The organism is Paenibacillus amylolyticus (assembly GCF_003719335.1).
Taxonomy (GTDB): domain Bacteria; phylum Bacillota; class Bacilli; order Paenibacillales; family Paenibacillaceae; genus Paenibacillus; species Paenibacillus amylolyticus_D.
Genome location: NZ_RIAS01000005.1, coordinates 252792 through 274283, shown reverse-complemented (window position 1 = coordinate 274283; position 21492 = coordinate 252792). Strand labels below are relative to the sequence as shown.

General features: G+C 45.6%; 16 protein-coding genes. 4 read left to right on the top strand and 12 right to left on the bottom strand.

Going from position 1 to position 21492, the window contains the following annotated elements; genetic code table 11:
- Positions 1–101: 101 nt before the first annotated feature.
- The 6 genes from EC604_RS11975 to rpiA all read right to left on the bottom strand — a co-directional run bounded on the left by EC604_RS11975 (position 102) and on the right by rpiA (position 5989).
- On the bottom strand, positions 102–1046 hold the full coding sequence (locus EC604_RS11975; RefSeq protein WP_123064390.1) for an alpha/beta hydrolase: 945 nt from the start codon (positions 1044–1046) through the stop codon (positions 102–104).
- An 82-nt stretch (positions 1047–1128) separates the two neighbouring features.
- A complete protein-coding gene (locus EC604_RS11970; protein ID WP_123064389.1) occupies positions 1129–2892 on the bottom strand; it encodes an ATP-binding protein in 1764 nt (587 codons plus the stop codon).
- A gap of 15 nt (positions 2893–2907) precedes the next feature.
- Positions 2908–3996: a cobalamin B12-binding domain-containing protein gene (locus EC604_RS11965; RefSeq protein ID WP_123064388.1), complete on the bottom strand. Its 1089-nt coding sequence runs from the start codon at positions 3994–3996 to the stop codon at positions 2908–2910.
- Between the two features lie 210 nt (positions 3997–4206).
- Positions 4207–4668, bottom strand: coding sequence for a MarR family winged helix-turn-helix transcriptional regulator (locus EC604_RS11960; protein ID WP_123064387.1), 462 nt, complete (start codon positions 4666–4668; stop codon positions 4207–4209).
- Between the two features lie 15 nt (positions 4669–4683).
- The gene (locus EC604_RS11955; RefSeq protein WP_123064386.1) at positions 4684–5283 is read right to left on the bottom strand and encodes a GNAT family N-acetyltransferase; all 600 of its coding nucleotides are present in this window, start codon (positions 5281–5283) and stop codon (positions 4684–4686) included.
- 34 nt (positions 5284–5317) lie between these two features.
- Positions 5318–5989, bottom strand: a complete 672-nt coding sequence (rpiA, locus tag EC604_RS11950; RefSeq protein ID WP_123064385.1) for a ribose-5-phosphate isomerase RpiA — start codon at positions 5987–5989, stop codon at positions 5318–5320.
- A 510-nt stretch (positions 5990–6499) separates the two neighbouring features.
- Here rpiA and EC604_RS11945 point away from each other — a divergent pair.
- Together EC604_RS11945 and EC604_RS11940 are read left to right on the top strand one after the other, a co-directional pair.
- A complete protein-coding gene (locus EC604_RS11945; RefSeq protein WP_123064523.1) occupies positions 6500–8245 on the top strand; it encodes a methyl-accepting chemotaxis protein in 1746 nt (581 codons plus the stop codon).
- A gap of 43 nt (positions 8246–8288) precedes the next feature.
- On the top strand, positions 8289–11993 hold the full coding sequence (locus EC604_RS11940; protein ID WP_123064384.1) for an amino acid adenylation domain-containing protein: 3705 nt from the start codon (positions 8289–8291) through the stop codon (positions 11991–11993).
- A 164-nt stretch (positions 11994–12157) separates the two neighbouring features.
- On the opposite strand, the gene EC604_RS11935 is transcribed toward EC604_RS11940, so the two are convergent.
- The 3 genes from EC604_RS11935 to EC604_RS11925 all read right to left on the bottom strand — a co-directional run bounded on the left by EC604_RS11935 (position 12158) and on the right by EC604_RS11925 (position 14165).
- A complete protein-coding gene (locus tag EC604_RS11935) occupies positions 12158–12778 on the bottom strand; it encodes a TraX family protein (RefSeq protein ID WP_240036829.1) in 621 nt (206 codons plus the stop codon).
- A 56-nt stretch (positions 12779–12834) separates the two neighbouring features.
- The gene (locus tag EC604_RS11930) at positions 12835–13335 is read right to left on the bottom strand and encodes a GNAT family N-acetyltransferase (protein ID WP_240036827.1); all 501 of its coding nucleotides are present in this window, start codon (positions 13333–13335) and stop codon (positions 12835–12837) included.
- A 356-nt stretch (positions 13336–13691) separates the two neighbouring features.
- The gene (locus EC604_RS11925; protein ID WP_123064383.1) at positions 13692–14165 is read right to left on the bottom strand and encodes an RbsD/FucU family protein; all 474 of its coding nucleotides are present in this window, start codon (positions 14163–14165) and stop codon (positions 13692–13694) included.
- 210 nt (positions 14166–14375) lie between these two features.
- On the opposite strand from EC604_RS11925, the gene EC604_RS11920 reads away from it, so the two are divergent.
- Together EC604_RS11920 and EC604_RS11915 are read left to right on the top strand one after the other, a co-directional pair.
- Positions 14376–14798 carry a MarR family winged helix-turn-helix transcriptional regulator gene (locus EC604_RS11920; RefSeq protein WP_123064382.1) on the top strand — a complete coding sequence of 141 codons (423 nt, stop codon included), beginning with the start codon at positions 14376–14378 and terminating at the stop codon, positions 14796–14798.
- Positions 14799–14827: 29 nt separating this feature from the next.
- A complete protein-coding gene (locus tag EC604_RS11915; protein ID WP_123064381.1) occupies positions 14828–16174 on the top strand; it encodes an MFS transporter in 1347 nt (448 codons plus the stop codon).
- Between the two features lie 207 nt (positions 16175–16381).
- On the opposite strand, the gene EC604_RS11910 is transcribed toward EC604_RS11915, so the two are convergent.
- From EC604_RS11910 to yicI, 3 genes are all read right to left on the bottom strand, one after another.
- Entirely contained in the window at positions 16382–17764 is a 1383-nt protein-coding gene (locus EC604_RS11910; protein WP_123064380.1) for an MFS transporter, read from the bottom strand.
- Positions 17765–17859: 95 nt separating this feature from the next.
- Positions 17860–18951, bottom strand: a complete 1092-nt coding sequence (locus tag EC604_RS11905) for a phosphotransferase family protein (protein ID WP_161556919.1) — start codon at positions 18949–18951, stop codon at positions 17860–17862.
- Between the two features lie 117 nt (positions 18952–19068).
- Positions 19069–21387 carry an alpha-xylosidase gene (gene yicI, locus EC604_RS11900; protein WP_123064378.1) on the bottom strand — a complete coding sequence of 773 codons (2319 nt, stop codon included), beginning with the start codon at positions 21385–21387 and terminating at the stop codon, positions 19069–19071.
- Positions 21388–21492: the final 105 nt, after the last annotated feature.

Genomic DNA, 21492 nt, shown 5'->3' with positions numbered 1-21492 from the left:
AAAAACGTGGCATATCTATCTCCCTCCAAGTGAAATCTATGTTGGATGGTCAATATATAACTGAAAGTTTAACAACATTTAGGTAATCAGTGAACCCTCTCTCAACGCGGCATGTGTTTCTGCAAAAAAGCTTCTAGCACCGCTTTATATTTCTCGCGATCAACCTGAAACGCCGTTCCGTGACCTGCACGGGGAATCGTCAGCAGTTCCTTCTCTGCCTTACAAACTTCGTACAAACGATACACCATTTCCGTTGGCACAAACATGTCCGCCTCACCATGGATGAACAGCACAGGAACGTTAACCTTGGCTAGTTGTTTCAGTGCGGATGCTTCTTTAAACGAGTACCCTGCTTTCCATTTGGTAATCAAACTGGTCACCGGAATGAACGGAAAGGCCGGTAGCTTGTACAACTGCTTCAACTGAAACGTCAATTCCTCCTCCACCGAGGTATACGCACAGTCCGATACGATGGCTCTGACCTGATCCGGCAGTTCTTCCCCGCCTGTCATCAGCACAGTGGCACCTCCCATCGATATGCCATGCAGAACAATATCTGCATTTTTGTCCACATGATCCAGAACCCAACCGATCCACTGAATATAGTCTTTCCGGTCTAACCAGCCAAATCCGATGATCTCTCCTTCACTCTGACCATGTCCGCGATCATCCGGCATTAATACGTGATAACCCAGAGTTTCAGCGTAAAATCGGGCGAACCCCGCCATTTCTCTGCCTTTCCCCGAGTAGCCGTGAGCCAGAATAACTGTTCTTGCAGACTCGTTCTTTGATGAAAGCCAGATGCCGGAAAGTCTCAATCCATCTTGAGACTGAATGGTAACGGTCTTGCTATCCTGAGCATCAAGCCAGTGTAAATCAGCAACAGTGCTGATCAGTTCATCTTCCACTTCCATCTTAAGATTGGGGTTATCCGCCAAAAATGTTTTCGGTGTACGACGAATGGCTGTCTTGAAGAAATAAAGTCCTCCGCCCCATAGCAGAGCCATTATTGTTATTATGAGAGCCGCCAGCCCATAAAATATCATGTAAAAGATCCTCCATTTCAGTCAATGAGTTATAGCGACTCCATGTTTAATTAGGTTATAATGCTTCACAACCTAGCATGCTTCAACTTTTGTTAACCTGCTGAAGCGCTCCGCAAGCAAACTGGTACGCGGGAAGAAGCTTGTCCAGCAATGGTTCTGCTTGATGGGTTCGTTCCTGTTTCGCGTATTCCTCAATCTGGCTGAACAACGTTGAGAGATAACTAATACCGAGGCTCAGACTTCCTGATTTCAAATCATGGGCTGTCTCGGCTGCCGCTTCATGATCGGCTGAAACAACATGCCTGCGCAGGTCCTCAATTTTACCCGGCGTTTCCGCACGGTACATCTCCAGCAACATGCTGAGCAACGTTTGACTGCCATCCGTGTTTAATTCAGCAATTTCACGGACAACGTCCATATTCAGAATCTGTGCAGGTTTCGATGCCGAGTGCCACTTCCGAATGGTCGTGCCGAGCACCTCTAAGGTAACTGGCTTACCGATAAAGTCATTCATTCCAGCCTCATAACACCTGTCCTTCTCACTTTGCATTACATTGCCGGTCATTGCGATAATCGGCGTCGCTGGACGCATCTCATCCCGCTCCATTGCACGAATCTGACGTGCGGCTTCAATCCCGTCCATAACGGGCATCATACTATCCATCAAAATCAGACTGTATGTTTTATCGCGAAATGCATTCACAGCTTCTTCCCCACTGGAGACACATTCGAGTTCAGTAAAACCCAGCTTTTTGAGTTGCAGTTGAACAAGCTGGCGGTTAATAACATTGTCATCAGCCAGTAGAATCGGTACAGTGTGGGCCTCCTGCTCAGGTGCATCCCGAGAACTGTTCTTCGTTGTATCACCAACATCGTTTTTCGCACCATCTGTAGGATTCGAAGTTTCGTCTGCTACCGTTAGCTGGGCACTTTCTCCGCTTTCCACCCTTTGTAGCCCAAGTTCAAGCTCAAACCAGAAAGTGGACCCTTGCCCTTCCATACTCTGGATTCCAATCTCTCCGTTCATTAATTGAACGAGTGACTTGCAGATCGATAAACCAAGGCCTGTACCTTCATGCTCTTTCGAACGTCCCTGTTCTGTCTGCATATATGGCTGAAAAAGACGAGCCTGGTCTGCTTTTGAAATACCGATCCCCGTATCATGCACCTCGAAGCGTACAAGCTGAGTGCGTGCCTGATGCCTCACAAGCTTAACTTCCGCCTTAACAGATCCATCGGTAGTGAATTTGTTTGCGTTCTGAATCAGGTTAATCAGTATTTGTGTAATTCGAGTGGAATCTCCTTCAAGTACGGCGGCGACTTCTGGGTCACAATCCATGGTAATACAATTTCTTTTCTTATCAATCTGTGGCTTAAGCAAACGCAAGATGTGATCCAGAATCTCTTGGAGCTTCACCTCTCCTTGTTCAAGACGCAATTGACCTGCTTCAAGTTTGGAAAAATCGAGAAGATCCTGAATTAATTTGAGCAAAAGCTTGGCTGCCTCTTGGATAACATTTACTGAATCTTTCTGCTCCTCCGATAACGGCGATAACATTAACAACTCAGCCATCCCCAATATTCCGTTTAGCGGTGTCCGAAAGTCGTGGCTAATGACCGCCATAAAAGCACTTTTTGATTCGTCAGATGCTACAGCCTTCTGACGTGCTGACTCCAGGCCTGCATTGTTCTTGGAAAGTTGCCGCTGAAGCGTCACAAGCTCATTATTCATATCGGAAAATGCTGACAGTGTGCGTTCCTCTTGCTCTTTGCTTCGAATCAGTTGGTCCGATAACTGCTCAATCGTTTTACGCAGCCTCTGTATCTCTTCATTGTCATTCGGCATCCCTTCATCCCTTCCCTATTCACTTGCCGTACTTACATTGTCAAGCGACACTGGATGATTAAGCAGACGTTCAGCAATAGCAACAGCCTCTTCTGCTCCAGGTGCATAACCATCAGCACCGACTGCTCGCCATAATTCCTTGTCTATATTAAACGGATAACCGCCAACCATCACTTTGATATGAGCCGTTTCTGCATGGTTACGAATACGTTCAATCAACTCTTTAGCCAGATGAAGATGATAAGTCATCGTCACCGAAATCGCTACTACATCACTCTCATGCCGCTTGATTGCTTCCACAATGCTTCCGTTTGGAACATTAGCTCCAAGATAATACGTATCCCAGCCTTCCATTTCGAATACATCTGTAAGCATGCGCAACCCAATCTCGTGCTGTTCACTCCCCACACAGGCCGCGACCAGTCTTTTTCCCTTATTCGGCTCAATCAGCCATCTGGAGTACAAACGAGAAATAAATGATTGTGTTGCTGCTGTGCAAAAATGCTCCTGACCTACACTAATCTGCCCCAGTTGCCATAACCGACCAATCTCATATTGAACAGGCTGAAAAATATACCGATACATATCACGGATCGATGCTCCAGCATCCAATTCCGAATCGATCATAGCAAAAGCTTCTCTCCGTCGGTTATCCAGAAGATATTGTAAATAAGCCTTTGCTTCGAACCCGTAGGGCATAGATTCATGAATAAAGCTGGACTGGGTCTCCATTTGCTTCGTGACATCGATCCCCAACTCCAAATATTCCAATAGAAGCTCACGATGAGGTTGTTCGAATTCTTCATTCAATGCCTGTTTGATTAGCTTGAGGTTCATTCCCAGATCCTCTGCCGATACCCGATAACCGGCAAGCAGCACTTTTAACCACGATATATAGTGAGTGAACAAACTGGGACTTTTCACAAGCACACTTTCCGCCAGATAGCTCAGACTGTACTGTGAGTCCTGCTTGGTTCTTATTTTTCCAATCGGACCGAAACGCTCCATTAAGTCGGGCTGCAACCGATACTGCATTTCGGTTATTTTCTCAGCCAAGATCCCTGCATCTTGAAGCAAACGTTCTCCGGCCTCCCAATGACTCATCGGCGCATTCCTCCTTTGTCTGCATCCTGTGCCAAACAAATCTTTTTCATGTATATATTTCGTTTGAGACAATTCTATTAATCTAGTATACATGGAGCGTTCTATATCATTTCGATGCTATAAAACAATCTTCCTATATTATGAAGCTATACGCAAGCCATATAGCCAGTATCCGAGTTATGTTAAAGACAAAAAAAAAACGGATCCACGTTATATACGCAGGTCCGTTTTGCCTTCTGCAGCAAGTCCTAGTTTCTTCAGCAGGCGGATCGCCTCAACTTTTTCGGATGGTTCAAGTCCCTCCAAAATGTCGATAATGACTTGGTGATGCTGTGGAAATATTTGCGTGAATAACTGTTTTCCTTCTTCCGTCAATTCCGCATATATAACTCGGCGATCCTCCTTGGAGGGACGGCGAAACAGTAAATTCTTGTTTTGTAACTTGTCAACAACATACGTTATATTGCCACTAGACATCAATACTTTTTCACCGATCTTTTGCAAAGCCTGTGGTCCTTTATGATATAACAAGTCAAGTACTCCAAATTCTGTGGAATTGAGTCCATGGCTCTGGATGTCCCGATTGGAACGTGATGTCACTGAATTGTAAGCGCGAATAAGAACCACAAACAATTGCAATGACAACTCCCGGTTATCCTCCGTTTTCAGCATTTCTATAATCCTCCATCAGTTGTATGCATTTCCGTCCGTTTCACTGGATAACTTCTGCTCCCATTCCTCGCGGAGCATGCCCATCCGAATTGAATCATAATAGTCCCCGAGAACGAACCGGCACTTCCGCATTCGCCCCTCGATTTGCAGCCCGATCTTTGTTGCAGCCTTCATCATTCGCTCATTACCAGACCACGTAGTCAGTCCAACCCTAACGATAGGCAGATTTTCAAATAAATGACCTGACCACATATGAAGTGAACGTGTACCGATCCCTCTCCCCCATCGAGATGGTTTGTAGATGATAATTCCCATCTCAAGCCACATCGATAACGGATCTTCAATATAATAACTAATCAGTCCCACGATTTCTCCGTCTGCCTCAATGACCCGACTGGATGCTGGCCGTGCTGCTTTTTGATCTGCTTCCAGCCGTGCAAGCGTATGATGCACAAAACGCTCGTATGGTTCACGCTCCAGCGGATAATAAGGTGCATCCCACTTTTTCCATTCGGGGTGGTCATCCTTATAGATCAGCTCATATAGTTCAGTAAGGTCATCTTGCTCCACGATTCGAAGAACAAGCTCATCATCTCTAAGGGGCAGTTCTCTCATTCTGGATCATGACACCTGCTTTCCTTTAAATTCGTTACGGACGGTGAAGTTCGTCTATACTGCCGTCTTCTTTGGCAATGATCACAACGTCTGCCATCTTCACAAATAGTCCATTATCCACGACACCTGGTAACATATTCAGTTGTACGTTAAGTTCGGAAGCATCGGCAATGGCCCCCAGATGACAGTCTGCAATCAGATTCCCGTTATCCGTAAGGTATTGTTTTGGCCCATCCATCCGCCACTTCGGCTGACATCCCATGTTTTCGAGCGCCTTAAAAGTCCATTCCGATGCAAAAGGTACGACCTCAACCGGTAAAGGGAATTTCCCCAGTTTTTGTACAGCCTTGCTACCGTCAGCAACAATAATCAGCTTATCGCTATTTGCTGCCACTATTTTTTCACGCAAAAGAGCTCCGCCACCGCCTTTGATCAGGTTGAAATCCGGATCTACTTCATCCGCTCCATCAATCGTCAGATCCAATCGTCCAATCTGGTCAAAAGGAATAATTGGAATGCCCCATTCCCGTGCCAGCTTGTCTGAAGCCTCTGAGGTAGCTACTGCCTGAATGTTCAGACCTGCCCGAACCCGCTCCCCAATTCGACATATTGCATAATATGCGGTTGAGCCTGTGCCCAAACCAACTTTCATTCCATCTTCAACGAACGATGCCGCATGTTCTGCCGCAATCTGCTTCAGATTCATTATTTAACCCCCGCCTGCTCTTTAATTTGTATAAAACCATATGTAGTTATTATAGATAAAACCTCATCCGATGTATATCCAAGCTTCCTGGACAGATTAAGACCGATTTTTTGATGATAAATGGTGTAATTTTCCTTGCTATGTTATAGAATACAGAATGAAACTAAAAAATGGCAATTTTTAAAAATAAACAGTACTAATTACCTATAAAAAGAAAGATATGTCCATAAGTACGTAAAATATTAAAAAAGTTTTAACAAAGCTATTCAATTTAACGACATTTTGCACGACATAATAGATATAGATGTGTTTTAATAATTAGACACAGTTGTTTCGAAAGGGTACATAAGTCTTGCATAGTGACCAAGAAACCGAGACCATTGTCGCACTTTCCCTTTTAGAAGGAGATGACAGAATGAAATAATTTTTGCTCCAAAAGCGCATCTTACAGATTCTTAATTTACAGAAGATCAGGAGTGGAGTTTAGTGAAATCATTGAGTTGGAAAAACATGTCGTTTTTCTCCAAAAACCTATTGCTCTCATTTACCAACATCATCATTATTGGCGTGGCTCTGATTGCAAGCAGTTATTACTTCCAAAGAACGATTCTGGTCGATCAACTGCATGGACAAGTATCACAGATTACGAAAAAGTGGGCTCAAGATATTAATGCCGCAGATGTACAAACTGCAATCACAGAGCGCAGCTACGACGGTACTGCTCAGACGAAACTAAGAGCTTATTTTGACGAAATGCAAAAATATTATCCTAACATTGCACAAGCCTATATCTTCGGTGTGGAGCTTGGCGGCGACAACAAACGGTTAACTTCCCTTGTTGCAATGCCAACGAACCTGAGAGAGGCTTTTCAGAGCGACAACGTAAATATTGGCGATATGTACGAACAACCGGTCGTTGTAGCCAATGCTCTGAAAGAGATGCTAAATACCGATCGTCCAACGTTCACCACCTTTTATTCCGATGACTTCGGAACCTGGACAACCATTGCTTATCCGATCAAAGACAGCAACGGCAAAATTTTTGCTTATTTCGCTGTGGATGCGGACGCCAGTGCAGTTCCAAAAGGTCTGAATTCCTTGTTATTAAATGGAGTTATTATTCTTGTAGCGTTCTTGCTCCTGTTCCTCATTATTCAATATCTTGTCGTTAAAAACACCCTCTCTCCGATTCGTCATCTGATCAAAGGCATTGATGAAGTCAGCAGAGGTAATTTGGATGTCAACATCCCGACAGGAAAAGACGATCTGGGACTTGTAAACGAAAAATTCAACGTCATGGTACGCCGTATCAATGACACGATCGTTAAAGTACAAATGACCTCTCAGGAAGTAAACCAGTCTGCGAAGGAACTTTATGAAGTCTCTGAGCGTAACAGTGAAAATGCAGACTCTATTAACAGTAACGTTGTGCATATTAGTACAAACATCCGTTCACAAGAACAGGCTACCCGTGACAGCGCACGCGCAATGTCCGAGATGGCTACCGTAATCCAGACCATTGCAAGTAGTTCCGCAAGTGTTGCGGACGAAGCCTATGAGATGGAGCGCCGTTCACAACAAGGTAATACTGTAGTTCGTCAGGTATCCGAGCAAATGAACCTGATTACGCAGTCTGTGAAAAATACGGCTTCTGCAATCGAAGTCCTTGAGAGCCGTTCACAGGAAATCGGTGACATTCTGAACATAATCTCAGGGATATCAAGCCAAACTAATCTGCTTGCTCTTAATGCATCCATTGAAGCAGCTCGTGTAGGTGAAGAAGGAAGAGGTTTTGCGGTCGTAGCTGGCGAAGTCCGTAAGCTTGCCGAACAGTCTGAACAGGCAACCAGTCAGGTTGGCGTATTGATTCAAGAGATCCAGGCTGGTATTAAACAAGCTGTTCAAGCCATGGAACAAGGTACATCTGAAGTAGATACAGGTCTCTCCGTAGCCGATCAAACCGGTCAATTGTTTGATGAAATCTTGGAAGCAGCGAAAAAGGTATCCCATCAGATTCAGGAAGTTTCGAGTGCAACCCAGGAAATTTCAGCAGGCACAGAAGAGATGACTGCAACAGCGGATGATTTGTCTGCAAGCGTAAGCAAGACAGCTGATAGCAGTGAAAAGATCTCTGTATCTGTAGACGAGCAAAAGGCTTCTCTGATTACGCTGGTAGACTCCTCCACTCGACTCAATGATATGTCTGAAGAGCTGCAGGAATTGATTTCTCATTTCAATGTAAGCAAGCAACAATAAAAAAATAACTAACACTCGGTTTCAACCAAGGAGGATACCTGAAGTGATTGAAAACCAATCTTTCTCCCACTCCGTGGAATCTGGCTTACCTGTTCTTCAGATTCCATTGGATTATGGACGTCGCCAGCAAACATTCTCTTATGAGTCTACTCATATTACATTGAAAGCTTCATTGAGTCGTGAACTTAAACAGAAGTTTGGGGAACAGATGGTGTACCCTGCATTCCTTTCAGCTTATGCAGCCTTGTTATTCCGATTGTCTGCTGAAGAGGAGCTTGCGATTGGAGTACTCGCTCCGGATCAGGCAGCTTCTTATCTTTCATTAGAGCTTCAGGGCAAGACAACTTTCACTGAATTATTCGAACAGATTACGAAGCAACTTCAGATTCCTTATACACAACAAACCGGAGGATATCCTGAGACAATGTTTATGTTAAACAGTGTTCAATTGCCTCAGGCTCCTCAGGTGATGAACTGGAACGTTCGTTATGATCAGAACGAGATGATTCTCGATCTGTTTTATGACCGTTCGCTGCTACAAGAATCAACGATATTGCGATATGCGGAGTATTTTCAAACATTGCTTCTCGCTCTCTTGCGTGATGGTCACAAAGCAATCGGTGCAGTAGACATTCTGTCTACTTCAGACCGTTTGCTCTATCGGGAAATGAATGACACGGCGGTACTTGAGCCAGCATATCCGACCATCCATAGCTGGTTTGAAGCCGTCGCTGCGGCATACCCGAATTCTCCGGCGATCACCTCACTTTCAGCGAGTTATACGTACCGGGAATTAAATGAACGCGCGAATCAGGTTGCTCGCGTATTAATATCCAACGGATTAAAGCAAGGTGAATTTGTCAGTATTTTTATGGATCGCAGCCTGGATACAATCATCTCGTTGCTCGGTGTTCTTAAAGCAGGCGGTGCCTACGTACCGATTGATCCTGAACATCCGCAAGAACGGAACAGTTACATTGTCGAAGATACAGCTTCTCCGTTTGTACTGACAACAGAAGCCTCGTTTGATCAAGCCAAAGCATTGTTTTCCGGTATTTCTACGGTACGTCACATTCTTTCCGTAGACGGACGACTTGCAGGATTTGCTGCCAGCAATCCGAACCTGGATATCAAACCAGATGATCTCGCTTACGTCATTTATACTTCAGGCTCTACTGGCAAACCAAAGGGCGCACTGATCGCTCACCGGGGTGTCACCAATCTGGGCAGTGTTGTACAGCGTGACTGTGACATTCAACCCGGCGATGTATTAACGCAGTTTGCCACATATAGCTTCGATGCATCAGTATGGGATACGATTGGTGCTCTGTTCTATGGAGCCGAGCTTTATCTGTTATCTGCAGAAGAACGAGTATCTATTGAAGAGTTTGCAAGTGCAATCGAAAGAACAGGAACGACCATTATTACGATATTGCCCACCATTTTCTTCAATCAACTGGCTTCTTATCTGTCTGATGAAGGCTTTCATAAACTGGCAAAAGTACGCATCATCACCGTAGCCGGGGAGGCCCTCTATGGAGAACAGGTTCGGGCTTTCCAACGCAAATTTGGCAATCAGATTGACATCGTTAATGTATACGGACCAACAGAATGCACCGTGGCTACCACGACACACCGGATTAGTGAACAGGTCCCGGGACACGTCGTTAATATTCCGATTGGCAGACCTATTCATAATTACAAAGTTTATATTGTCAACGAAGAACATCAGCTCTGTCCTGTAGGCGTACCTGGCGAAGTGTATATCGCAACTCCTGCGCTTGCCAAAGGCTACTTGAACCAGCCCGAGCGCACAGAGCAATCCTTTATTGATAACCCGTTTGCGATTGGCGAGAAAATATACAAGTCCGGGGATATTGCCAAAATGCTGGATACCGGATTACTGGAATATGTGGGACGCAGTGACTCTCAGCTTAAAATTCGGGGTCACCGAATCGAGATCGGTGAAATCGAAGATCATCTGGCCAGACTGGAGCAGATCCAGGATGTTGCCGTTATTGCAAAAAAGGAAGCGGATGGGCAAAACATGCTCGTGGGTTACTTTACATCCAAAGATGGAAGCACCCTTTCCGTAACGGATATCAAAGCAACACTTTCAGAGAAACTTCCATCCTACTTTGTACCAAAATGGATCTGCCAGCTGGATGAGATGCCTATTGCCCCAACAGGGAAAATCAACCGCAAGGCCATGGTATCCATGCCACATGCTGAACGTCATACCGATCAGCCAGACCGCGTGATGCCGGAGACAGAAACGGAATCTATACTCTTCCATGCTTGGAAAGAGATTTTGCAACATGAGGAGTTTGGTGTCGAAGACAGTTTCTTCAGTATTGGTGGCGACTCCCTGCGTGTCATCCATGTTCTGGTTCTTCTGAAGCCACATTATCCGCAGCTGAAAATCGCCGATTTCTTTGCGGAGAAAACAATTCGCGCACTTGCTCGCCGAGTCGCACTTTTATCAGAGCAACGTGAACCGGCGAAACAGACATCCACTGCAACTGGCATCATCACGCAACTTTCCGAACATCCGGTGGAACTGTCTCCCCAGCTTGGATATCCGAACATTCTACAGCCTGAACATGTGCTGCTGACGGGTGCAACCGGTTATCTGGGCTCACATGTACTGCAGCAGTTAATTGTGAAGTCTTCGGCACGGATCTACGCTCTTGTTCGTCGTCCAAGCGATGGCACGACAGCAATGGCACGTTTAAGCAAAGTAATGTTGGGTTATTTCGGCAAACAACTTGCTGACCAGCTCGAAGGTCGTGTTGTGATTGTTGAAGGGAATTTGGAGGAAAAGAATCTGGGTCTTGCCGCAGAGCAACAAACGTTGCTTGAGTCAAGGATTGACCGTATCATTCACTGCGCCGCTGATGTTCGTCATTTCGGGGAAGCGGCACAGTTCGCTAAAACCAATGTCGAAGGCACAGTTGCTTTGTTAGACCTGATACGTAACAAAAAAGGAGCTTCGTTCCATCACATATCCACGATGGGCATACCCGAAGATCTGGCCCTCAGCGGACAATGGGAATCTACATTGCAATATGACCGTTTCCCGGAAGAGTTACATGTGGACAATGTCTACTCCGACAGTAAGCTCGAAGCCGAGAAAGTACTCATGAATGCCGCAGCAGAAGGAGTGCCAGTCAGCATTTACCGTGCAGGCAACCTGACATGTGATTCTCGTACAGGTCGTTTTCAGACAAATATTGATAGCAATGCGATCTACCGCATGATCAAGGCCATGTTATTGCTGGGCAAAGCCCCTGCCGCGGACTGGCTGATGGACTTTACCCCGATCAATTATGCCAGCGAAGCAATCGTACATCTGGCCTTACGTCAGGATACAGCTGGCCGTGTATTCCATATCTGTAATCCAGAGCCGATCCGGTATGATGCCTTGGTAGAAGCGGTGAAGCATGCAGGTTATAATGTCGAAACAATGCCGTTTGAAGACTATAACCACTGGCTGTTTGATACAACAATTGCCAAAGAACCGGAAGCTCTGCAACTTGCGATTGCTCAGTTGGAAGGTGACGGAGCGAAGGATTCAGCATATGCCTATGCATCGCCGGTAACAACGGCTTATGTCGAACCAGCAGGAATCTTCTGCGCCAAAACCGATGAGCGTTTCATTCATACCATGCTGGACTATGCAGTTCAGATCGGTTATTTTCCTGCAGCAATTCGTCCGAATTATGGTACAACAACAGTTGCAGATTAAACGATATGTCGGATAACGATATCAATAGAAATAAATAAAGCAAAAGCCACTTTATCGCGTTACGGCGATAAGTGGCTTTTTTTGCATAAAGATGAGTGAAAAATGGGGAGTGATCGTAATAACGACGTAACCTCTTTAATACGCTGTCTTTTCACCACATAAAACTATATCCAACGGATTACAGCAATGATAGCAAGATGAGCCGGATAGAAATAACGCCAGATCCACCGAGGCCCTTTCAAACGGAAACCTGCCTGGTAGTACTGTGCAATTGCAATCCCCATCGTTGCTAGCATGCTGTACATCTGGAGAGAGCTGTGATGGAGCAACAAATAAAGTGCATTCAATACAACATGTGCCATGACCAACACTGGCCCTTTGAAGTAACGGAATAACAGCACGAGCAGCAGACCATACATACCATAATCCATATGTGACCATTCCATTACCCATCCCGCCCCGATCGCAATCGGGATACTGATCAGCTTAGAAGACAGCCGATCCAGAGCCAGCAGCACCAGCAGTGCCGACCACAGGGTCCAGACTACATTTAGCGAAAAATGATTAAACGCAGCCATAAACGGCACTTGGGAAATCACTGCGATCCAAAACAATCGCCATATGTATTTCTGTACATTACGTGTATGCTTGTAGCCGATATATACAGCAAAGGCATAGATAGGAAAAGCGATACGGCCGATGATTCTCAGTTCAACCACATGCGGAAAAAACACAGCTCCTATATGATCAATCAACATCGTAATCATGGCAATCCACTGCATCATATCTGGTTATCCCTCCTTATCTCGTCAACACCAGATGATGTATTGTAACAACTTAATCAGGACCCATTTTCACGCTCAACGTTACATTCATAATACATGAAGCTTTGATCCTGTGTATATCCTTCGGATTCATATAATGCTTGAGCCTGCTGATTGCTAATCGCTGTAGAAAGTACAATTCGAAGAATCTGCTGTTTCTTGGCTTGCTTCATCACCGCCTGCATCAGCTTTCGGGCTATCCCCTGCTTCCGATATTTTGAATCCACGAACAGGTCGTTCAGAATCCAGATCGGTCCCATCGAAACGGAACTATAACTGGGATAAATTTGTACCAAACCCATAGCGGTGTCAGGCATCTTTGATCCTTCGTTACACGCAGCAATAAAAATCATTGATTCTTGCTTACTCATCCGTTCTTTAATAAAAGATGTCGCTGCCTCCAGATCTGAATGCTGACCATAAAACATGCGATACTCATTAAAAAGCCTCGATACTTCCGAAATATCATTTGGATTCGCTTGTCTAATTTTGATTTTCATTTCCTTCGTGTTTTTCACGTCCCTTTTCCCCTACTTTCTCTTCATTCTTTTCCTTACAATACATCCCTCGAATTAGATCTTCCTGAAGTCCATTGTAAAAGAAATCATGCCTTTGCCCCATTCATCATCAGGAGTAAAGTTTGCATTTATGTATCCTTTGCCGAATCATGCCATACCTAAAGTATATTTCTACTCAAGTGTTGCACACTATAGTGATCATTGTTCACTCACAGATACGGTAGCCATTGCTTGAAGAGGCTGCACGAACCGAGATCGGATCAGACTTGGCAGCCAGATCGTAAGCGGAACGATCAGGCAAACGCAAAAAGGCGGCGAAAGCCTCACCAGCTCCGTCGCCCTAAACGAATATGATTTTAGTAGGTTTCTGAATTCATCCGCTCTTGAGCGGGTCCTGATTCAGGGAAAACAACTCCCTTTTTCAAAATGAGGTTCGCGTATTGAGCACGTTCACCCGTTGCAACAATGACATACGCTTTGGTGGCACGTTCATAAAAATCAAAACGATCCTCGTATTCGAGTGCATCTCTCATATCCTCGTATTGCTCAATTAACCGCCGGTAATCTTCCCAGATAATCGGAATGACTGGATCACCTTTAACCACCTGCATGACGGCGGCTGGTCGCTCTACATAGGTGTCTAGCGGAAATAGCTGTAATACAGCTTCCAATAGTTGCACAGTGCCAATGCCATCACAGCGTACTAAACGTTCAGCATGGCTGGCCGCAGGGAAGTTTGCATCCGTTAGCACAAGTTCATCACCATGTCCCATTTCGGACATAAGTTTGAGGAGTTCAGGCGGAAGGATCGCAGGAATATTTTTCAGCATCATTAAACGCTCCTTACATAACAAATTTTTTATTACTTTGGAAGCCGTTTCATCCCTATTCTAGCAGGAATTTTTACGCTTTGCATCGATATGCTCTGCCCCTGTGGCACAACAATTGTCTTTGACAAAATTACTTGTTCCACATATAGTTGTTATAACAACTATATGAATTTTAGAGATATTTTCTACGGAAGCGAGGTTCATCCATTCATGGAGTATTCTTTGGAGCAATCTGTTGGATTCATGCTCGGACTCACCCACCGCAAAACAGCTGCCCTTCTAGCGGCACAATTTAAACCCTACGATATTACCACAGAGCAATTTTCTGTGCTTTTTAATGTGGTGCGTAAGGAAGGCGTTAACCAGAAAGAAATGGCAGGTTATGTGTTCAAAGACCAGCCTACCACCGCACGGATCATCGATTTATTGGAGAAAAAAGGCTGGGTCGAGCGCCGCACGAGTGATCAGGACCGTAGAGCGTACCTGCTGTATCCTACCAAAGATGGCAAAGCATTAATTGATGTGCTTGTTCCGATCGAAAGAGAAATGAATAAAAAACTTGCTGAAGGTATACCCGAAGACCAGATGGAAGCATTTAAACATACTCTTTCCCTCATTAATCGCAATCTGTAACTATCACAACTCAGGGGGAATGTTTCACCATGAAAGAACAATCTGCACCTGTCCGATTATGGACGACCGATTTTATTTTACTCATGTTATGTAATTTTCTATTATTCCTACAACTGCACATGATCGTTTCACCACTACCCTCTTATGTGCAGGATCGATTCCATGCCAATGCATTTCAAGTCAGCCTATTCACCTGCCTGTTTGCATTAAGCGCCATTGCGGCACGACTCTACTCTGCGAAAGCACTGGAAAAGGGTTTCCGTAATGCGATGATCTATATTGGCTTGTCTATAGCCCTGCTTGCCACGCTTGGCTATTATTTTGCTGCGGGTATCGCTGTTCTGCTTTTGCTCCGTATGGTGTTCGGTGTTGGATTCGGACTAAGCAGTACTGCATTTCCAACCATGGCATCTGACATTGTACCTGTCAAGCGAATGGGCGAAGGCATGGGTTACTTTGGATTGTCCACCAGCCTGGCGATGTCCATGGGGCCGATTATCGGCGTTACCCTGCTACAAGGAGCTGGGTTTGTCACCCTTATGCTGAGTACTGCGGGAGTGATTGCTGTGATCTATCCACTCAGTTATAGCCTGACACGTAAAAAAGCAGCCAAGACAGAGGCTTCCCAGGTTACTAAGGCGCAACCCTCACAACAAGAGCAATTAGCTCGCGATGTTGCAACTGTTTCAGAAGCTAAACCGGGTTCTAAAGCAAAGGCGCCTTTTAACCGGAAACTGATCCTGCCAAGTATACTGAACGGTTTGCTGTCTATTACCTACGGCGGATTAGTCGGGTTTATCGTTTTGTTTGGTAAAGAAGCGCATCTTGCTAACCCAGCGCTGTTTTTCCTGTTTAATGCACTGGCTGTTCTACTCGTTAGACCGTTTGCCGGTCGAATTTACGACAGTAAAGGTCCTAAAGCTTTATTGATTCCTGGGGCAATATGTATCGCCCTTGGACTCCTTACCCTTTCCTGGGCAACGACGATGCCTGTCCTGTTTGTAGCTGCTTTTATCTACGGTATTGGTTATGGCTCTATGCAATCGTCATTACAAACCTGGATGATTCAGGTGGTCTCCCCTGCTCAGAGAGGGATGGCAAACGGGATGTTTTTGAACACACTTGATTTTGGCATTGCTACGGGTGCACTTCTGCTCGGCGCTATCGCTTCCTTAACAAGTTATACGGAAATGTATCGTTACTCCGTCATATTTATGGCATTGTTTCTCCTGATCTATCTGATTCAGGGAAAACGAAGTGGCAGCTTCCAGATTGAAACACATCCGCTGTTATCCCATACACATATTACGGCAACGGACAGCTTTGCTTCACATGATACAAATCATGTACAAGCAGAGCTTGATAAAAGAAACTAACAGATAATTACGTTGAATTTCAGAATATGTATTTCCTGAAGTTCACCTGAAACACAGGTGTTCATCAAAAGAGCCAAATTGATATCATCTTCTGTCGGGATGTCAGTACAAAAACGCGTTTACATCTGGCAAGCAGCTACTCTGCTCTGTGAGACGTAAACGCGTTTTTAGGTTTCCCTTAGCGTAAGGAATCATTCCATGCACCCGTCAGTAGAGACTTTTTTTACGGCGCAGAGGTGAGGGTCTGTATCCTTGATCGGTTTCACTTTCTTGCACACGCCTTTTGCGCAACTTGTCATGCCCGTCCTGCTTGTCTTTATTACTATGCTTTTTGTCTTCTTCATCCTGCTTCTCCTGATCATCCTGCTTTGAATCACTGCCAGAAGTTGGCCCCCCTCTCTTCTCAGGTTTAACCGCCAGCAACGTGAGCAAGCCTCCGACAGCACCTGACGCAGCCAGAATGCCAAAAAGCAAAAAATGATGGGAACCAATCAACAAAGAAACAACGGGCGGGCCGAGCGATACGCCGATAAAACGCATGCTGCTGAACAGAGCTGTAATTGTACCACGTTGCTTTTTGTCTACACCTTCTGTAATCAACGTGTCGAGACATGGCAGTGCAGCACCGATACCCGCACTCCCTAGGGTGAACAATCCCACCACAACGTAAATATTATCGAATATGCCGATAATCCCCAGCGATACCGTTACCAAGGCTAGTCCGGCAAAACCGAGCCATTTCATGCGTGATTTATTTTTACCAATCCACTTGCCTGCCAAAAACGAAGCTAGACATAACGATGCCAAAGGGATGGCCAACACGAGCCCTTTGACTACACCTTTGAGCGCAAACTCACTCTCCAGCGTTTCAGAAAGATAATATAAGACGCCAAAAATAAGAAACATACAAATTCCACCGATTGCGAACAAAGCGTACAACCAGCGTCCCTTTTCTTTGAGAACGTCACGAATGGAAGCAACAAATTCCGAAAATGTAGGCGGTTTTTCCTTCCTCTTCGGTGTTTTAACCAGGAATATAACGAGGATTAGCGAAATTAGACAAAGCACCGGAATCGCCAGAAACGGCGAATACCATAACCATACTGCCAGCGCCGCACCCAGAATCGGACTAAGCACTTTGCCAAACGTGTTCGAGGTTTCGATGATGCCCAGACTTTTGCTTACCTCATCTTCATTCTTGAACATGTCCCCCACCAGAGGTATGACAATCGGAAATGCGCCTGCTGCACCCACTCCCTGCAAAAACCTTCCCCCAAGAATCGTCCAATAGGCTATATTTCCGCTCATGAACCATGCAGCAACCCCTGCAACAGCCCCTCCAACCGCTGCAATGACAAGACTGGGAATAATCACGGCTTTCCTGCCGAATCGATCCGATAAATATCCTGCGAGTGGAATCAGCAGAATGGCCACTACAGCATATACCGTAATCAGCATACTGACCTTGAATGAAGATACCTTCAATTCCCGTTCAATCTGTGGCAAAATCGGTATAAGCATGGAGTTTCCCAACGTCATAATGACAGGGATAGAAGCAAGTGCGACGAGGTCCCACTTTTTATCAGACATACCCTAACCACCTTCGCAGATTCTACACACAACGGCATTATTGTTGGTTTATCTGGGGGTGATTATTCAGCATATGTCAAAATGGATAGGTTTCGTTAGCAGGATTGTCCGATCTTCCACTTTTCCAACAAATCCAGCGTACGCTCCTCAAATATCCGTCCATCTTCCGGTTGGTCTACCTGATGCTGATGAACGTAGGCGTTAAAATAAGACGACAATATACGATACGCTAGCCGGCGCGCATGCCCTGCTGGTGATGATTCTAGGGGACGACCGTAACCTGCGTGAAACGCAACAGAATCCGTGTTGAGGATGGCCTCATATTCCCGATCAGCGAACATAGAGCGGTCTCCATCAATAACTGCAGCAATACTCATTTCCCCTTGTTCACCGTGCACAAGCACATTCGCTGCCCATAAATCATTATGGACAAGCACAGGTTGCTTGATTTGATCAAAAAGAGCTTTATTTTGCTTGAAAATTGCCATAATCTTTTCCCCTACGCCAGGCATAAACCCTATTTGAGCCGCCTTTTTACTTGTTTCATCAGCTATTGCCAACAACACCTCAGACCAGTGTTCCGATCCGCGAATCGCACCATCCGCCTGAGGCCAACCGAATGATGCCCCTTCGATCCGATGCATTGCGGCTGTGTACATGCCTAATTGGGTATACAAATGAGTTTTGTCCTTCTCTTCGATAGACGCATGATCGAGTTGCACGCTTGGGATAAATGCCATAAACATATAAGTTCGCCTAACATCCTGAGCGCTGTCATCACAAGCCAACACTTCGGGTGCGGGAATGCCTGCTTTGCGGTAATACTCATAGATCGTTGGTTCCGCGGCCATCATTTTGCGTTCAAACGAAAATAACGGATCACACTCGGTTGTCACCCCACCATTTTCGTTTGTCAGTTGCAGTGGTTGTACACCCTCCGGTGCAAGGCGCAAAATGACGTCCGTAATCGCCGTATGTTCCAGTTGGATGCGATACGTCGTATTAAACAGACCACCTTGCAGCAGTCCAAACTGTTTTACGACAACGTGATCTCCAAAATGTCGATGCACCAGAGCATGCAACACTTTCGCTGATATTGGGCTATGTAAGCCCGAATTTAGTTTTTGATCTTGGTGTTGATTTGGATGCTGTTGTTTATCTGGGTGTTGATTTGGTTGGTGTGCCACATCGTTCCCCTCTTTCCGTTCTCTCCTCGAAAGTACTATCCAATATTCTAATCCCTTATATATAAACAAACAGACGGCGCCTCCAGGCACCGTCCCTTTATGGTCTATTCTAACATGTTACAGCTCGATTGTAAGCTTGCTTGCACCTGCTGATGCCGTTACGATAATGCCTTGCTCGCCAGCTTCTTGTGATCCGCCATCCACGCTGGATACGGAATCAATGCCCCGAAGCACGATTTGCCATGGCTTGCCTGCACCTTCGGCACGAACTTCCAGCTTCGAACCGCTGCGTGTGACGGTCACTTGCAACTTACGCTCAGCACTTTGATTTACAACAACCGCTTGTGTAGTCTGTCCGTCGGCAAGTTCAAACAAATGCAAAGATACGTTGTCCGCAAAATCATAATCCGGCTTGTTATTCACAGCACCTACCGCAATCAGACTGTTCGGTTTGATCATCATTGGCAGTGTTTTGAAGTCATGATTTTCACTGATCCAGCGCTCACCTTGAACTTTTTCCCCTGTCAGATAATTGGTCCATGTTCCTTCTGGCAGGTAATAACGAACGTCACCTTCTTTATTGAAGATTGGCGCAACCAGGATAGAATCCCCAAACATGTACTGTAAGTCAAGTGTCGCACATGTCGGATCGTCGGGATACTCCAGCACCATCGCCCGCATCATAGGCAACCCCTGTACAGAGGACTCTACCGCAGAATTAAACAGATACGGCATCAGACTGAGCTTCAGCTTCGTAAAGTCACGCACAACATCGACTGCCTCTTCATCGAACAACCACGGCACACGATACGATTCGTTTCCATGCAGACGGCTGTGTGAAGAAAGTAACCCGAACTGTACCCAGCGTTTATATACATCCGGCTCGGCTGTCGCTTCGAATCCGCTGATGTCATGGCTCCAGAAGCCAAACCCGGAAAGACCGAGCGACAATCCGCCGCGCAGTGATTCTGCCATGGACGAATAGTTGGACGAGCAATCGCCACCCCAGTGTACAGGGAATTGTTGACCACCCACGGTTGCCGAACGAGCAAAAAGAGCCGCTTCGTTTTTACCCAGGTTTTCTTCAAGCACATCAAATACCGCTTTGTTGTACAGGAAGGTGTAGTAGTTGTGCATTTTCACCGGATCGGAACCGTCATAATACACAACATCGGTCGGTATTCTTTCGCCGAAATCCGTCTTGAAGCAGTCCACGCCTTGGTCGATCAAACCTTTCAGCTTGCCTTTGTACCATGCAGTCGCCTCAGGGTTGGTGAAATCTACAAGGCCCATGCCCGCTTGCCATTTATCCCACTGCCATACATTTCCATCGGCTGTCTTGACAAGATATCCTTTTTCCATGCCTTCATCGAACAAAATGGATTTCTCGGCAATATACGGGTTGATCCAGGCACAGATTTTGAGTCCCTTATCCTTCAACCGTCTCAACATACCTTCCGGATCAGGGAACATATCTTTGTCCCATTCAAAGTCACACCATTGATATTCTTTCATCCAGAAGCAGTCAAAGTGGAACACGGAAAGCGGCAGATCACGCTCAGCCATGCCATCAACAAAATGATTAACGGTCGCTTCATCATAATCTGTAGTAAACGAAGTCGTCAGCCACAGACCAAATGTCCATGCTGGTGGAAGAGCCGGTTTACCTGTGAGCTTGGTGTAGTTATCCAGCACCTCCTTCGGATTAGCACCGCCGATAATGAAGTACTCGAGCGTCTCACCCTGCACACTGAACTGCACTTTCGATACATTCTCGGAAGCGATTTCGTAGGATACCTTCTCAGGATGGTTGACGAATACGCCGTACCCTTTGTTCGACAGATAAAACGGTATGTTCTTGTAGGCCTGCTCACTGCTTGTACCGCCATCCTCATTCCAGATATCCACGACCTGACCATTTTTCACAAACGGAGTGAAGCGTTCACCAAGGCCATAGACATACTCGCCCACGCCCAGCTCCAGTTGTTCCCGGAAGAACGTACCTTCTGATGCTGACTCAATGTACGCCGGACCTCTCCAGCCGCTGCCAGTCAGGCGTTTTTCATTATAATGGAAGCCGATATCCCAGCCTTTTGTTTTGTTCACGGTTACACGAAGATTTCCGCTTTTCAGCTCTGCACCGTTCTCATCCCGGGTAATTTGCACATCGGTATTCAGCGTGTTCAGTGCAAACTCGGGACCTGGATTAACTTTGCCCTTATGGTGGTTCAATTGCACACGAATAACATCAGGCATTGGGGAGCTGTAGGTTGCTTTGAGCAGCGTTCCGTTCAGTGTATCGCCTTTGCGCTCAATGCGTTTGGTTGCTGCATATACAGTAAAGGAATCACCCTTTTGTACAATATCTCGAATATCCGCCGGATTTTGAACATGATATCCGTCACGGATCTGCCAGTAGCCATCGGTAAATTTCATCTTGGATTACCTCCTTCGGTTATACTATAATGATATTGATATCAATGACGAATTTCTTCTTGTATTTTGATCGTTTATATCATTATTTTGATATTTTGAACGTGA

Bases quoted from the DNA above. Each gene is read 5' to 3' on its own strand.
- EC604_RS11965 (WP_123064388.1), bottom strand. From the start codon at position 3,996: ATGAGTCATTGGGAGGCCGGAGAACGTTTGCTTCAAGATGCAGGGATC.
- EC604_RS11910 (WP_123064380.1), bottom strand. From the start codon at position 17,764: ATGTCTGATAAAAAGTGGGACCTCGTCGCACTTGCTTCTATCCCTGTC.
- EC604_RS11970 (WP_123064389.1), bottom strand. From the start codon at position 2,892: ATGCCGAATGACAATGAAGAGATACAGAGGCTGCGTAAAACGATTGAG.
- EC604_RS11945 (WP_123064523.1), top strand. From the start codon at position 6,500: ATGTCGTTTTTCTCCAAAAACCTATTGCTCTCATTTACCAACATCATC.
- EC604_RS11960 (WP_123064387.1), bottom strand. From the start codon at position 4,668: ATGCTGAAAACGGAGGATAACCGGGAGTTGTCATTGCAATTGTTTGTG.
- EC604_RS11925 (WP_123064383.1), bottom strand. From the start codon at position 14,165: ATGCTGAAAAATATTCCTGCGATCCTTCCGCCTGAACTCCTCAAACTT.
- EC604_RS11915 (WP_123064381.1), top strand. From the start codon at position 14,828: ATGAAAGAACAATCTGCACCTGTCCGATTATGGACGACCGATTTTATT.
- EC604_RS11975 (WP_123064390.1), bottom strand. From the start codon at position 1,046: ATGATATTTTATGGGCTGGCGGCTCTCATAATAACAATAATGGCTCTG.
- EC604_RS11955 (WP_123064386.1), bottom strand. From the start codon at position 5,283: ATGAGAGAACTGCCCCTTAGAGATGATGAGCTTGTTCTTCGAATCGTG.
- EC604_RS11935 (WP_240036829.1), bottom strand. From the start codon at position 12,778: ATGATGCAGTGGATTGCCATGATTACGATGTTGATTGATCATATAGGA.
- rpiA (WP_123064385.1), bottom strand. From the start codon at position 5,989: ATGAATCTGAAGCAGATTGCGGCAGAACATGCGGCATCGTTCGTTGAA.
- yicI (WP_123064378.1), bottom strand. From the start codon at position 21,387: ATGAAATTTACCGATGGCTACTGGCAGATCCGTGACGGATATCATGTT.
- EC604_RS11920 (WP_123064382.1), top strand. From the start codon at position 14,376: ATGGAGTATTCTTTGGAGCAATCTGTTGGATTCATGCTCGGACTCACC.